The organism is Paenibacillus sp. FSL H7-0350, from assembly GCF_038593195.1.
In the GTDB taxonomy this organism is placed as follows: domain Bacteria; phylum Bacillota; class Bacilli; order Paenibacillales; family Paenibacillaceae; genus Paenibacillus_AQ.
Genome location: NZ_CP151972.1, coordinates 1343384 through 1358456, shown reverse-complemented (window position 1 = coordinate 1358456; position 15073 = coordinate 1343384). Strand labels below are relative to the sequence as shown.

Genomic DNA, 15073 nt, shown 5'->3' with positions numbered 1-15073 from the left:
ATGCGGTAATCTTCCGGCAATGCGGATTTATTGCATTGTAAGACAGGATAGGTCCTTGAATAAGTCTGTGCTAAATATGCCGGATTTACGCGCGAGGGGCGCGGTGGTGGAATTTTGAGGGCATTTGCCCGCTTCAAGAGGATATTACTGCCCGGATTCGGGAGTTTAGACTTGCGCAAGTATACAGACTTACCGGGAATTCCTTGTCGAAATAAGGAGTTAACAGCAATTTGATGTATATTACAGCGCCGCTGAAATATTGAAGCTCATTGTTAACAAATAAAAAGTATGACGTCCAACATCATAGGAGGGTTAGATTCATTTGTCCAAAAAAAACAATAACAACAACGACAAACTGACGATATTCGCACTTGGCGGAGTCGGTGAAATTGGCAAGAACATGTACGTAGTTCAGTACGGTAACGACATTGTAGTCGTAGACGCCGGTCTGAAGTTCCCTGAAGAAGATATGCTGGGTATTGATATCGTAATACCGGATATCTCCTACCTCACTGAGAACCGTGACAAGGTAAGAGGAATTGTACTTACCCACGGACATGAGGATCACATTGGCGGATTGTCTTATGTGCTTAAGAACCTGAATGTTCCTGTATACGGAACAAGACTGACCCTGGGCCTTGTAGAGAACAAGCTCAAGGAAGCGAACCTGCTGGGTGAAACTAAGCGGATTCTGATTAACGAGGATTCCGAGGTTGAACTGGGCACATCGCTTAAGGTAACCTTCTTCAGAACGAATCACAGTATTCCGGATTCTGTCGGGGTATGCATTGAGACACCAGAGGGCAACGTTGTCCACACCGGTGACTTCAAGTTCGACCACACGCCAGTCAACGGTCAATTTGCCAATCTGCACCGCATGGCTGAGATCGGATCGAAGGGCGTTCTGGCCTTGCTGTCAGACAGCACCAATGCCGAGAAGCCGGGCTTCACACCTTCGGAGAAGAATGTCGGCATCGTGCTGGAGGATATTTTCCGCAAAGCTGAACAGCGTGTGGTGGTAGCAACCTTTGCTTCCAACGTGCATCGTATTCAACAGGTAGTGAACGCTTCTGAAGCAACCGGACGCAAAATTACCGTTATTGGACGAAGCATGGTTAACGTAGTATCCATTGCTTCCGAGCTTGGATATCTGCATATCCCTGACGGCATGCTCATTGAGCCTGAAGAGATGAACAGAATGGCAGGCAACCGTGTTGTAGTACTGTGTACAGGCAGCCAAGGCGAGCCGATGTCGGCGCTGACACGCATGGCGCGTTCCAGCCACCGCAAGGTAGATATTATGCCGGGCGACACCGTTATTATTGCGGCTACACCGGTACCGGGTAATGAGAAATATGTAGGCCGTACCATTGATGAATTGTTCCGTCTGGGTGCCAACGTTATATACAGCGGCTCCAACTCCGGCGTTCACGTATCCGGTCACGGCAGCCAGGAAGAGCTGAAGCTGATGCTCAACCTGATGAAGCCGAAATACTTCATGCCTATCCACGGTGAATACCGGATGCAGCGCAAGCATGCACTTCTGGCGGAGTCTGTTGGCGTAGAGCCAAGCAATATCTTCATCACCGAGCTGGGTGAAGTGATTGAGATCTCCGGTGGAGCTGCCCGCAGAGCGGGTAAGGTAACTGCCGGTAACGTACTGATCGACGGGCTGGGTGTCGGCGATGTAGGTAACATTGTGCTGCGTGACCGTAAGCTTTTGTCGCAGGATGGTATTCTGGTGGTTGTGGTTACCCTCAGCAAGCAGAACGGAGCGATTGTCTCCGGTCCTGACATCATCTCACGCGGATTCGTATATGTGCGGGAATCGGAAGGTCTCCTGGACGAAGCGAACCGCATTGTCTCGGGAACGCTGCAGCGTCTGATGAGTGAGAAGGTCAATGAATGGGCTTCCCTGAAGACTAGTGTCAAAGACTCTCTCGGCCGTTTCCTCTATGAGCAGACCCGCCGCAGACCGATGATCCTGCCGATTATTATGGAAGTATAAGAGAAGCATTTCTTAACAATATAGCTTTTTGGCAATAGCCTCTTTTCCCGGAAATATTGGACGGTTTCTGGGGAAAGGGGCTTTTTTATGTTTTTTTCGCTGCACAAAACAACATTTGGGCAACCTGACCGTTATACAGGCAAGGAGGTGCAGCATGGAGCCAAGAGACATGGAGAAGGTGCTCCAACCCAAACTGGCGGAGATCCGCCGCTACTTGATCCGCCTCGGCGCCGGAGCCTCAGATGCAGAAGATATTGTGCAGGACACGGTGTACAAGGCGCTGCTGTATCTGGATGCGATCGATGAGCGCAAATTCAGCGCATGGTTGTACAAGGTCGCAATTAACCGGTATTTTGACCATTGCCGCAGTCAGAAGAGATATCAGTATAGCGGCGAGGAAGTGGAGGAACATCCGGCCCATGAGCAGGAGTTGCCGGAAGTGGTGCTGCTGCGCAGGGAACGGAAGGAAGAGATTGAAGGAGTGTTGGCGCGGCTCCATCCGGTGAATAAGCAGCTGATTCTGCTGAAATATGAAATGGAGTTATCCTACAAGGAGATCTCCGCCATGCTCGGCATTTCTGAAGGAAGAGTGAAAGCTACTCTTTATAGGGCCAGACAGCAATTTCAACAATTATACGGAGGTGAGGGCGAATGACAGCCCCATGGGAAGAAGCAGAAGACCAGAATATTATCCAGACCCTGAAAAAAACCAAACGGAAGAGTATGATTCGCAGTATCCTGATTTCAGTTGTGGTCAGTGTGCTTATGCTGATTGTCGTATTCTACGGTGCAGCGCAACTGGTAGGCCGCCTGTCCTCCAATGCCCTGTACAGTGAGCAGCAGTATATGAGGATCAGCAGCCCTAATGAATTTAATTCAGGCACTAGGGACAATAGAGGTTTTCTATCAGGAGTCCTTGAACTTCAAACCTATAAAATCGTCGATGATGTGCCCGTTCCCTGGAAGAATAGATGGCTCAATTACAACGCCTGGTGGTTCCCTTTCACAACAGGTGCCTATGGAGGCTCTAATAATCTAACCGTACAGGATGCCAAGATGAAGCAGGAAGGTTATGAGTATTACCGGGCGTATAATTCCTATAACGGGCAGAGGGAGCTTGCATTCTATATTCCAGGCGTCGATTACGGCGGTAGCATTCTAAATGATCTTCCCGAGCTGGACAAGATGAACGCAGACAAACGGGTGGAACTGGCCGTATCCTTTGACAAGGATTATTCGTTTGAAGAGGTGAAAAGCCTGCTACCCGCAGGCGCAAAGCCAGTCTGGTACTGGGTCGATACGTATGATGACCGCGAGGGGTTCAACTTCAAGCCGTATCCAAATGAGAATGATCCCGCTAAAATGAACTATCCGGCCCCGATGAGTGCGAATTATGGAGTCTACGGATTTGGTGTTCAGCCGGATTGGGATCAGGCGAAGCCTGATGATTTCATTGGCTCAGTGGAGGTCGGTGTTAGCAAGAAAGACATTCATTATAGTGAATATCAGCGGATCTACAATTATTTGAAAAAGGATAAGGCGGCGCCGGAAGCCGGTGATGTCCGGATATTGGGCGTAGTTGTGACCGGCAAGGCTGACAGCTTGAAAAGTCTGAAAGGCCAGGCTTATGTGCATGGAGCAGTACTGGGAGCCGTGGTGGACAAATATTAACCGGCAATGACGGCGGACGTTCTGAGGAGCGCCCGCCGTCTCTATGTGATAGTTCAAGGTTATGGTGTATAAGGAAGTCCTCCGGAATGTCATACTAACAGAAATCAGAATCCTGAAGCACACGGGTGTTGCAGGCAGAAGGGGAGCGCTGTGTACGATGGAAATTACAGAAGCAAGCAAGGCGGGCGGAGGGCGTAACGAAGAAATCCTGCCAGGGGAGATAAAGCCCGCAGTGAATGAGCCGGTTCCTCCTGGAATACCGGGACCTGTGGGGGTGCTTAAGGAATTGGGGCAGACAGCGGTTCCGACAGGAGAGCCGGATATTTTTTGTATGACGATTATTGGACAGATTGAAGGGCATTTCGTCTTGCCGCCGCATAACAAGACCACGAAATACGAGCATATTATTCCCCAGCTTGTTGCCGCCGAGCAGAATAAGACCATCAAGGGGCTGCTGATTATTCTTAATACGGTTGGTGGGGATGTAGAGGCTGGGCTGGCTATAGCGGAGATGATCGCTTCCTTGTCGAAGCCTACGGTCACAGTTGTTATCGGCGGCGGTCACAGCATCGGCGTGCCTATAGCGGTATCCTCCACGTATTCTATTATTGCTGAAAGTGCAACCATGACGATCCATCCGATCCGGATGAACGGCCTGGTGATCGGCGTGCCGCAGACCTTCGAGTACATGGAGCGGATGCAGGAGCGGATGGTGAAATTCGTGACCTCTCATTCCCGCATCACGGAATCACAGTTCAAGGATCTGATGTTCAAGACCGGAGAGCTTAACCGGGACATCGGTACCGCAGTAGGTGGTCAGGATGCCGTCAGATTCGGCTTGATGGATGAAGTGGGCGGAATCGGCGCCGCGTTGGCCCACCTGAACCGGATGATTGCCGCTGTGCCAGCTATGACGAACGATTCGCTTCCGCAAGGGGGGCTGACCCAATGACTTTTTATACCATTCTGCCAATGGAGCAGGTGTTCGAGGGGGCGCTCAGTTATGCCACTCCCGTGCAGGAGATGACTATTCAGGGCATGCTGATGCAGGTTGAACTGCTGGATGGAGGCCAGGCGAAGGTGGTCCGGCTGCTGCAGTGTCCGCTGGATAAATATCTGGATGCGGCCTTCTCCCCGGGTGCTATCGTTCAACTGGACCGCTAAGTGCGAACAAACAGCCTAAAGATGCATATTCTGACAAAAGAGAACATAGGTACGCCACGCCATTATATGGTATAATGTTGACTCGGGGGTGGCTGGCGTGGCTAAACGGAGAAGAAAGAAGAAGAAAGCACTGCTGGGCAGTGTTTTAAAATATGAAATCTACGGAATTCTGCTGATTACGATTTCCGTCATTGCTTTGTCAGGGGAAGCGGCTGTCGGCCGTACGCTCTCAAGCATGGCGGGCTATTTGCTTGGGAGATTCTATTTTGTGCTGCCGCTGGCGGGTATTTTCTACGGCCTGATGGTAATGATTCACAGGAAATGGCCGTCCACCTGGAACAGCCGCTATACCGGCGGCCTGCTCCTGCTGTTGTCCATGTGCCTGATGAGTACCATATCGGCTATGCAGCAGAAGCTGGGTCCAATTGGGATGCTGCATCCGGGCAATGTACTGTCTCAAATACATAATGATTTATCCGGCGCCCTCTCACCGGGCGCCGGCGACAGCAGCGTATACATGCTGGGCAAGGATATCAGCGGGGGGTACATCGGCGCGCTTGAATACGCTGCGCTCCTATGGCTGTTCGGCAATCTGGGCGCTAAGCTGCTGATGATTGTATTGCTGGCCATCAGCTTCATGCTGATTACTAATCTCTCCTATGTAGAGCTGTTTACCTTACTCCGGGTAAGGGCCGTCAAGCTGATTGAAGGAATTAAGCTCCGGGCGGCTAACCGCCCTGCTGCTGTTCCGGTGGTGAACAGCAGACCGGCTAGAGCCAGCAGAGTTACAACGCCTGAACCTGCGGATGATGACGATTACTTCGAAGAGGATGACGGATCGGATCAGCAGCTGCCAAGACGCGGACAGTCGAAGCTGCTGGGTAGAATTACCGGATGGTTCAGCGGGTCTGCCCGCCAGAATCAGCCGGAAGTCATGGATGATCTGGAGGTAGAGCTGCCCGATATTATCATTACTGATCCGCGTACGGGTCCGGTCATCTCCGGAATGACAGCAGCGGGAGGTGCTCCTCTGGAGGAGTATGGCGAGGAGGACTTCCCGTATGAGGAGCTTGAGCCTGTTACGCCGATCATCCGGGACTTCTTCGAGCATATCCGCTCTGAAGGGCTGAATGCCGAGGACCGGGAGGAATGGAGCGAGTTCTCACCAGCGGCGCGTGGCGGTGCCGCCACTGGTACAGGCGCTGGTAACCTGACGAGAGCGGGAGCAGATCCTGCTCCGTCAGGGGGATCCGAGGAGGATATCCTGCCTGTGGAGCTGGACGGGCTGTTGGGAACGTCAGAGGAGGGGGCATCGGCTCCGGTTATACCGCCTCCACCTCCGCCCAAGCCGTACAAGCTGCCGTCGTTCCGTTTGCTGGCTAAGCCCAATAACGGGGCGAAGGCGGGCGATCAGAATGATTATATGCAGACGGCACGCAAGCTGGAGGCTACACTGGAGAGCTTCGGTGTAAGGGCGAAGGTGCTGGAAGTGGTTCGTGGACCAGCGGTGACCCGGTATGAGATTCAGCCGGATATCGGCGTGAAGGTCAGCCGGATTGTCAATCTCACCGATGACATCGCGCTGGCACTGGCTGCCAAGGATATCCGTATGGAAGCGCCGATTCCCGGCAAATCAGCCATCGGCATTGAAGTGCCGAATTCAGAAGTCTCGGTCGTCACCATGCGGGAAGTAATGGAGACACAGATTTTCCAGGAGGCGGATTCGCGGCTATCCATTGCTTTCGGACGGGATATCTCAGGCCAGACGATTATCGGCAATCTCGCCAAGATGCCCCATCTGCTGGTAGCAGGAGCAACCGGCTCCGGTAAATCGGTCTGCATTAATGGTATTATTACCAGCATTCTATATAAGGCTAAGCCGAATGAAGTGAAATTCCTTATGGTTGACCCTAAGATGGTTGAGCTGAATGTATATAACGGCATTCCGCATTTGCTCGCCCCTGTAGTTACAGACCCTAAGCGTGCCAGTCTGGCGTTGAAGAAGATTGTGGTGGAGATGGAGAAGCGGTATGAACTGTTCTCCAAATCCGGCACACGCAATATGGAAGGCTATAACAACTTGATGAAGGATAATCCGGCAGCAGTACTGCCGTATATCGTTGTCATCGTGGACGAGCTTGCCGATCTGATGATGGTTGCCGCCAATGATGTAGAGGATGCCATCTGCCGGCTTGCCCAGATGGCGCGGGCGGCGGGGATTCATCTGATTATCGCCACACAGCGTCCTTCGGTGGATGTTATTACCGGCCTGATTAAGGCGAATATTCCTTCGCGTATTGCCTTCGGAGTCTCCTCGAATGTGGACTCCCGGACCATTCTGGATATGCCGGGTGCCGAGAAGCTGCTCGGACGCGGCGATATGCTGTTCCTGCCGATGGGGGCTTCCAAGCCGATCCGTGTTCAGGGTGCTTTCATGAGCGATCAGGAAGTGGAGACGATTGTGCAGTATGTCAGCAGCCAGGGGGAAGCGAATTATGATGAATCGCTTGTGCCTGAGGTAGACGACACCTTGAGCGAGGATCAGGAGCCGCAGGATGAATTGTATGAACAGGCTGTCCAGATTGTTCTGGAAGCCAAGCAGGCCTCTGTATCGCTGCTTCAGCGGCGTATGCGCGTCGGTTACACCCGTGCCGCACGCTTGATCGACTCAATGGAGGCCAGAGGCGTAATCGGCCCTTACGAGGGCAGCAAGCCGCGTGAGGTGCTGATGTCGCTGGAGCAGTATCAGCATGGTAGACTGAGTTCATAAATGCAAAAAGCTGTCCCGCAAGCCATTTGCTGCTTGGGACAGCTTTTTATTTTAAGGTTCTTTTCGATAACATTGATGTTATGTGTCCCGAACAATCCCAGCATAAATTGGTGAGTTGTTCATTTTTTATCAGGCTTACGTTTGGAGTATATGTACAAGAATATCTTGATGTTGCTCTGAAAGCTGCAACAAGGTGAATTTCCCGTCTTTGATAAGGGAATTAATTAAGTCTGCCTCTTGTCTTGCGAGGTTATATAGAGAGCTGTCAATTCTGCCCTGAAGCAATGCTTCATCGAGTTCATCCGAATCCTTTTGGATTACTTCACCTGACGGCAAAACGACAATATCTAAGAACAAATCGTCCATCCAAGGCACGTTATCCTCACTTACACCATTCCTATAGCATATATCAATATACCACTGTACAATTTGCCCTTGCTCGTCAAACATTGTAGTCACTGAATGATGCTTATCAAGAGGGAATTGTTGAAGCCACGAATAACCATCATTTACAATGCAAACCTTTTGATCAAAGTATTTTACGTACAACGGCTCTTTAACTTTGGCAATCTTCAGAAGTGATAAGTAGCCTTTAAAATTATCCGTTTCAAGATATGACTGGGCGTATTCTCTTTCCAATACACGTTTCCAATCTGAACGGTCTCCATATTTTCTTTTCAAATGTACAACTCCCCTCTCCTAAGAAGTATTCTTTCCTCATTGTATCAAAGCGGAGAATCAGCAACAATATTTATATAAAAGACCTTATTATAGGATGTTTTACATCTAAAAACAGAGCAGCGATTCTCCAATATAAGGGGATCGCTGCTCTGTTTGATTTGTGCCTACGTTTATTTTGCGAATGATGCCATTGGTATTACTTCACCCGCGGTGCTGCAAGCAAATGCTCAACCATGTAATCCAGCTGTGCATTCAGGGAGTAGATATCATTATAGTAAGATAATCCGAAGTCGATATTCATCAGCCGGCCTTCCTTGACTGCCGGAATGCTGTTCCAGAGCGGGTCCCCCGTCAGATCAGTCATCCCGTCATAGGATGAACGGAAGATATAATCTCCGCTGTAATCGGAAATGACTTCAAAGGATACAGACTCGCCGCCTACATCAGTCTTGCTATCTATTTTTTGCTGAATTTTCTCCGGTGCCTTCATGCCAAGATATTCATATAAGACCTGTGAACCCCGGCCATACTGTTTGCTCATAATCACTAACATACTGCGGTTTTCGCCGCCTTCCATGATGGAGATCGTCGAATCCAGAATTCCCGCTTCCTGCAGCTTCTGCTTACTGTTCTCCACCTTGGCATTGAAGTCGTTTAAGAGGCTGGTGGCCTGATCTTCTTTGTTAAGAGTGTATCCAATGAAGCTGACCCGCTCAGCGGTAGTCATTTTCTCATAAGGCACCAGCACGGTGGGTGCAATGTCATGCAATGCATTGTAGGTCTCCTCGGATGGAACGATAATCAGATCGGGATCAAGTGATAAGACAGTTTCCGGGCTGGCCTCGAACCAACTTCCCAGCTTCTGTACATCCTTCAATTCGTTCTCGAACGCAGCGCCTTCATTTACACTAGACACACCTACGGGCATAATGCCCAGCGCCAGAACATCGCCCAGCAAGTACAGCACAACGACACGCTGAGGATCGGCGGGCACCTCGATGTCTCCTTTTACCGTAGCGATTGTCCGGGTCTGTGCCTCGACTGCGGTGTGGTCTGGAGAAGTTGTGGCGAGTGATGTGGCTGCAGGAGAAGAGGCCGGCGATGGGCTGGCATTGCCTGCTGCGTTAGAACCGGTATTCCCTGAGGCACAGGCACTTAATACTATGGTGAAGCATAACAACAAGGTAAACATTAGAGATGGCTTGGCCGTTCTGAACATGGATGACGCTCCTTTTAGTTCATATTGATAATGATTATCATCATCAATATATCGGAGAGTTCCTTCACGGGCAATGTCATATGCAGACAGCGCAGATGGCATATCCCGCCAAGGTAAAGCAGCCTGCATAGAATTTTTGTACCTCACCGGCGAGTTTCCGAAGTGCTTCTTGAACATTTTGCCAAAAGAATATGCATCCGGGTAGCCTACAGCAGCAGCAATATCATGCAGTGTGGACTCTGTGCCCAGCAACAGCTCACGGGCTTTGTCCATGCGAATCTGAACCAGATATTGGGCAGGGCTAGTCTGAAGCCGCTTGCGGAATAACCTTGATAATGTCCTCGGGCTGGTGCCCAGAGTGCCGGCAAATGTATCCAGGGTGAACGGCCTGTTGTAAGAATCGTGCATATAGCGTACAGCCTGGTCGAACACATCTGCTCTAAGCGGGTGCAGCTCCTGCCCCTGGATCTGATGAAGCAGCTCATGGACCCATTGATAGAACAGGGCTTTGACATGCAGATGTTCCAGGGTGCGGCGTGTCTGCCAATCACCATACATCCGGTCTAGAATCTCATACAGCGGAAGGGGATGGACAGGACTGAAGTGATAGGTTCCGGTAAAAGGTCTGCTGCGTTCCAGAAGCGCTGTTAGGTTGCGCCGGGCGGGCAGGGTTAACGTTGAACGGTACATAATAAGGTAATAATCCATTATTTCCTGTGTTTTCAGCAATTTGATAATGGTACCTTTGCCCCCGTGAAATACATTTGCGCCGCTTACTTCATAGGGGCTGTCATCTATAAGCACACTTGCGCTGCCGCGAACGATATAAAGGTATGTACTAGCCGGAAGGCGGTACTTCAGCGGAAGTTGTCCAGAAGTGAACGAGGCCTTGCGGATATCGATAACTTCTACAGTAGCATGATTCCACAGTACAATATGGTCCTTAAAATCCATGTTTCTTCTCAACTCCTGTTGTTTCTTAGCTCAAGTATAGTTGATAATCGTTCTCAGTTGCAATGGATTTACCGTTCCCTGCTTTGCGGTCATGCATAGGAAGTCCTGCCAGTCGTCATAATAACTTTAGCCATTCATGCAGAACTTCCAAGAGAAAGGTAGAGCGAATCCCATGACAAAACATAAGCAGTGGATCATTGCCGCAGTTACCCTTGCCCTTGCAGCTGCACCGTTTGCAGGTGCAGTCTTCAAAGATCATGATTTGATCTTTGCCAAGCCATATGCAGCAGAACAGGTTGCCGCAGACATCCCTGATGAAGAGGAGGAAGTCATGCCTGTGTTCGGCACAACTCCGCTTATGGTAGGCTCCTCGGGGCAGGATGTCTATGAGCTTCAGGGAAGATTGAAGCACCTGGGTTATTTTAACGGGAAGATTGACAGTCAGTTCGGGACCAAAACCAAAAATGCCGTCACCTGGTTCCAGTGGAAATTCGGCCTGAAGTCTGACGGGGTGGTCGGGGCCAAGACGAAGCTTAAGCTGTACAATGCGACTACAGCCTGGAAGCCGACAGCACCGGGGGCAACTACCGCCCAGAAAAAAGCGCCCTCCGGCGCAGCTGCGGCCAAATCCAATACGGCTGAGCTGGCCTCCGGCAATACGATGGGCCTGTCCGAAAATGACCTCAAGATCATGGCTAATGCGGTTTACGGTGAGTCACGCGGGGAGCCTTTTGAAGGTCAGGTGGCCGTAGCTGCAGTCATTCTCAACCGTGTGAAATCCCCAAGCTTCCCGAACACGCCTTCGGGCGTCATTTTCCAGCCGGGAGCCTTTACCGCCGTAGCTGACGGCCAGATCTATCTGGAGCCTAATGAACAGGCACGCAAAGCAGTACAGCAGGCACTGAGTGGCTGGGACCCGTCGGGCGGCTGTATCTATTACTTCAATCCCAAGACGGCGACCTCCAAGTGGATTTGGTCCCGTCCGCAGGTGAAGACAATCGGCCAACATATCTTCTGCATGTAGCTTAAAGTGTCTGTATACAACCCTCCGTAAGAGCAACCGGTACGCTGTCCTCCGGTTGCTTCCTTACTTTGGAATGGTTTAGAATGGATAATACTTCATAAACTTGTTATAGAGCATCAATCCACGCTGCAAAGGAGTTTTGGACTTGACTAATAATGGATTTCAACATGGCCATGCCGCAGGCATGCGTATACATGTTCTGCCGACCAAGGCGTTCAAGACGTTCGCCATCTCACTGTATGCAGGCGTTCCGCTTGAAGAAAGTACAGTAACCTCAACAGCACTGGTTCCGTTTGTACTCCGCCGGGGGACAGCGTCCTACCCGGAGACTACCCAATTCCGTGAGCGTCTGGAGGAGCTGTACGGTGCAGGCTTCGGCTTCGATATTTACAAACGCGGGGATTACCAGATTGTCCAGTTCCGGATGGATACCATCAATGATTCCTTTGTGCAGAGCAAGGAGAGCCTGCTTGGGGAATCCTTTGCCTTTCTGGGAGAAGTATTGACCCGTCCCCTGCTTGAGAGTGGAAGCTTCCGGGCTTCTTATGTAGCTACAGAACGCGAGACGATCCGCAAGAAGCTGGAATCCATTGTGAATGATAAAATCCGCTACGCGGCAGAACGCTGCATTGAGGAAATGTGCCACAACGAGCCTTACCGGCTTCATCCCCTCGGCCAACGGGCCGATCTGGATGCTATTACGCCTGAGACGCTGTACCAGAGCTATACCTCCTGGCTGAATGGAGCTACGCTCGATCTGTATGTAGTGGGCGACACCACACCTGAGGAAGTCGAGAAGCTGGTGACAGCTCATTTCGGCCGGGCCCATCACTCTGAAGCTGGAGGCTACACCTCGGACTTCACTCCAGTAAAGGTTACGGAAGTGCGGACGGTGGAGGAGAAGCTGGATGTGAATCAAGGCAAGCTGAATATGGGGCTGCGGACCTCTATTACCTACAAAGATGACCGGTACGCTTCCGCGCTGATGTACAACGGCATTCTTGGCGGTTACCCGCATTCGAAGCTGTTTGTCAACGTGCGTGAAAAGGAGAGTCTGGCGTATTACGCCTCCTCCCGTTATGACGGGCATAAAGGCATCGGGACGATTCAATCGGGGATTGAGACCCAGAACTACGGCAAAGCCGTTGATATTATCCGCAAGCAGCTGGATGAGCTGAAGGCCGGCAATATCACTGACCTGGAGCTTAGCCAGACCAAGGCGATGATCCGCAACCTGTTGTCCGAGATTCAGGATTCGGCGTTTGAGATGATCTCCTTTGATTTCAACCGCCAGCTATCCGGCAAAGACCGTTCTGCCCAGGAGCTGATGGAGCAGGTTGACGGTATGGGGGCAGCTGAAGTTAAGGCGGCTGCGGATACTTTTGAGCTGGATACGATTTATTTCCTGACAGGGAAGGAGGAATAGGAATGGAGAAGCTCCATTACGAACGGCTTCAAGAAACAATTTATCACGAGGTTATGGATAACGGACTGCAGGTGTATGTGCTGCCGAAGCCGGCTTTTCTCAAAACCTACGCCACCTTTGCCACGAAATATGGATCAGTAGACAATCACTTCAAGGTTGCAGGCGGCGAGGAGACTACAGTGCCGGACGGAATTGCCCACTTCCTGGAACATAAAATGTTCGAGGAGCCGGAAGGCGACATATTTGCTACCTTTGCGTCCAATGGCGCATCGGCGAACGCCTTCACAAGTTTCGACCAGACGGTCTATCTTTTCTCGGCCACAGAGAATATTGAACAGAATCTCAGCACCCTGGTTGATTTTGTGCAGCGTCCTTATTTCACCGATGAGAACGTGGAGAAGGAGAAGGGGATTATTGGGCAGGAAATCAATATGTATGCCGACAATCCAGACTGGCGCGTCTATTTCGGGCTGATTGAAGCGATGTATGCTACCCACCCGGTTCACATTGATATTGCCGGAACTATCGAATCCATCTCAACCATCACGAAGGAAACGCTGTACACCTGCTACAATTCCTTCTATCATCCCAGCAACATGCTGTTGTTCGTTGTCGGAGGGGTGGACCCCAAGCAGGTATTTGAACTGATCCGCAGCAATCAGCAGGGCAAGAGCTATGAGAAGCAGGGTGAAATTACTCGTATCTTCGCGGAGGAGCCTGATCAGGTAGCCTCAAAGCATGTGGAGAGCAGACTTGCTGTTTCCATTCCCAAAATGATGTTCGGATTCAAGGATAAGGTGGATGGTCTAAGCGGTGAAGCAGCGGTGCGCCGTGATCTGACCACGAAGCTGATGCTGGACCTGCTGTTTGGCAGCAGTACGGCATTGTATCAGAAGCTCTATGACGAGGAATTGATCTCGGACAGCTTCGGCCATGAATTTAACAGCTCTGCGGAGTATGCATTCTCGGCGATCGGCGGCGATACCAAAGATCCGGGACTGCTGCTTGAACGGATTAAGGAAGAGGTTCTACGTATTCTGGAGACGGGCTTCGCGGAGAAGGATTTCGAACGGGCCCGCAAAAAGAAAATCGGCGGCTTCCTGCGGATGCTGAATTCGCCGGAGAGCATTGCCCATGAGTTCACGCGGTACCAGTTCCGTGGAGGAGATCTGTTTGAAGTGCTTCCCCTGTATGAATCGATCACTCTGGATGAAGTCAATGTCCGGCTTCATGCCCATGTGAACTGGGAGCAGCTGGCCGTGTCGCTGGTGGTGAGTCCTTAATGATGTTACCGGGAGAGGACAGCAAACCGATTGGCGAAATGACAGTGCTCATTACCGGGGGCAGCGGGGGAATCGGCGGCGCGATCGCTGAGCGTTTTGCTTCGGTGGGAATGAACATTGTGATACATTATATGAATTCGCATGAAGCGGCAAATGATGTGGCCCGGCGCTGTCTGGCGCTGGGGGCAAAGGTAATGACCGTAGCGGCGGACATGAAAGACCGCAGTCAGCTCGTACGCATGGCCGAAAGGCTGGAGAGCAGCGGCATGATGCCGGATATCCTGGTCAATAATGCCGGGAAAGCTCATTATGGCATGTTAGCCGATCTGACCGAGGAGGAGTGGGACGATATCATGGCGGTGAATCTGAAGGGCACCTTCATGTGCAGCCAGATTTTCATGCCTTATATGGTCACGCAGCGTTACGGCCGGATCATTAATGTGTCTTCCGTATGGGGGATCTCGGGCGCATCCTGTGAAGTGGCTTATTCAGCAAGCAAGGGCGGAGTGAATGCTTTTACCAAGGCGCTCGCCAAGGAGCTGGCCCCCTCCAAGGTCACTGTGAACGCTGTTGCGCCTGGAGCGGTCCACACGGCCATGCTATCCAATTTGCAAGCGGATGAGCTGAAGATGCTGGAGGACGAGATCCCTGCGGGGAGACTGGCTACCCCTGAGGATATATCCTCGCTTGTTTATTTTCTGGCGCTGCCTGAATCGGGTTATATTACGGGGCAGGTCATCAGTCCGAACGGCGGCTGGATTACTTAATTACCGGTATAATGCCAGGAACCATGAACCTGCTCTGGAGAAATGCTCCAGCATAAGAACTTCCGGCTTGAGACATATTATAACTGTTGCTTCTAAATCTCAATAT

Annotated in this window: 12 protein-coding genes; 10 read left to right on the top strand and 2 right to left on the bottom strand. The window is 51.1% G+C overall.

Annotation, left to right across the window (positions count from 1 at the left end; genetic code table 11):
- The first annotated feature begins 322 nt into the window (after positions 1-322).
- The 6 genes from NYE24_RS06270 to NYE24_RS06245 all read left to right on the top strand — a co-directional run bounded on the left by NYE24_RS06270 (position 323) and on the right by NYE24_RS06245 (position 7613).
- Complete coding sequence (locus NYE24_RS06270) at positions 323-2008, top strand: ribonuclease J (RefSeq protein WP_036692641.1); 1686 nt, start codon at positions 323-325, stop codon at positions 2006-2008.
- Positions 2009-2162: 154 nt separating this feature from the next.
- The gene (locus NYE24_RS06265; protein ID WP_036692643.1) at positions 2163-2663 is read left to right on the top strand and encodes an RNA polymerase sigma factor; all 501 of its coding nucleotides are present in this window, start codon (positions 2163-2165) and stop codon (positions 2661-2663) included.
- Positions 2660-3679 (top strand): anti-sigma factor, encoded by a 1020-nt coding sequence (locus NYE24_RS06260; RefSeq protein WP_036692655.1) that lies wholly within the window; start codon positions 2660-2662, stop codon positions 3677-3679. The genes NYE24_RS06265 and NYE24_RS06260 overlap by 4 nt, the downstream gene beginning before the upstream one ends.
- Positions 3680-3836: 157 nt before the next feature.
- Positions 3837-4631: an ATP-dependent Clp protease proteolytic subunit gene (locus NYE24_RS06255; protein ID WP_342478308.1), complete on the top strand. Its 795-nt coding sequence runs from the start codon at positions 3837-3839 to the stop codon at positions 4629-4631.
- Positions 4628-4843: a YlzJ-like family protein gene (locus NYE24_RS06250; RefSeq protein ID WP_036692657.1), complete on the top strand. Its 216-nt coding sequence runs from the start codon at positions 4628-4630 to the stop codon at positions 4841-4843. The genes NYE24_RS06255 and NYE24_RS06250 overlap by 4 nt, the downstream gene beginning before the upstream one ends.
- Before the next feature lie 97 nt (positions 4844-4940).
- Positions 4941-7613: a DNA translocase FtsK 4TM domain-containing protein gene (locus tag NYE24_RS06245; RefSeq protein WP_342478307.1), complete on the top strand. Its 2673-nt coding sequence runs from the start codon at positions 4941-4943 to the stop codon at positions 7611-7613.
- Between the two features lie 135 nt (positions 7614-7748).
- Here the strand turns inward: NYE24_RS06245 and NYE24_RS06240 are convergent, their stop codons facing one another.
- Positions 7749-8294: a DUF402 domain-containing protein gene (locus NYE24_RS06240; protein ID WP_342478306.1), complete on the bottom strand. Its 546-nt coding sequence runs from the start codon at positions 8292-8294 to the stop codon at positions 7749-7751.
- 196 nt (positions 8295-8490) lie between these two features.
- Complete coding sequence (locus NYE24_RS06235; RefSeq protein WP_342478305.1) at positions 8491-10467, bottom strand: AraC family transcriptional regulator; 1977 nt, start codon at positions 10465-10467, stop codon at positions 8491-8493.
- A 172-nt stretch (positions 10468-10639) separates the two neighbouring features.
- Here NYE24_RS06235 and sleB point away from each other — a divergent pair, with 172 nt between their 5' ends.
- The 4 genes from sleB (at position 10640) to fabG (ending at position 14967) form a co-directional block, all read left to right on the top strand.
- Positions 10640-11491: a spore cortex-lytic enzyme gene (gene sleB / locus NYE24_RS06230; protein ID WP_036692692.1), complete on the top strand. Its 852-nt coding sequence runs from the start codon at positions 10640-10642 to the stop codon at positions 11489-11491.
- 184 nt (positions 11492-11675) lie between these two features.
- Positions 11676-12917: a pitrilysin family protein gene (locus tag NYE24_RS06225; protein ID WP_342479207.1), complete on the top strand. Its 1242-nt coding sequence runs from the start codon at positions 11676-11678 to the stop codon at positions 12915-12917.
- Between the two features lie 2 nt (positions 12918-12919).
- Complete coding sequence (locus tag NYE24_RS06220; RefSeq protein ID WP_036692663.1) at positions 12920-14200, top strand: pitrilysin family protein; 1281 nt, start codon at positions 12920-12922, stop codon at positions 14198-14200.
- Positions 14200-14967, top strand: a complete 768-nt coding sequence (gene fabG, locus NYE24_RS06215) for a 3-oxoacyl-ACP reductase FabG (RefSeq protein ID WP_036692664.1) — start codon at positions 14200-14202, stop codon at positions 14965-14967. Before NYE24_RS06220 ends, fabG begins: the two co-directional genes overlap by 1 nt.
- The last annotated feature ends 106 nt before the right edge of the window (positions 14968-15073 follow it).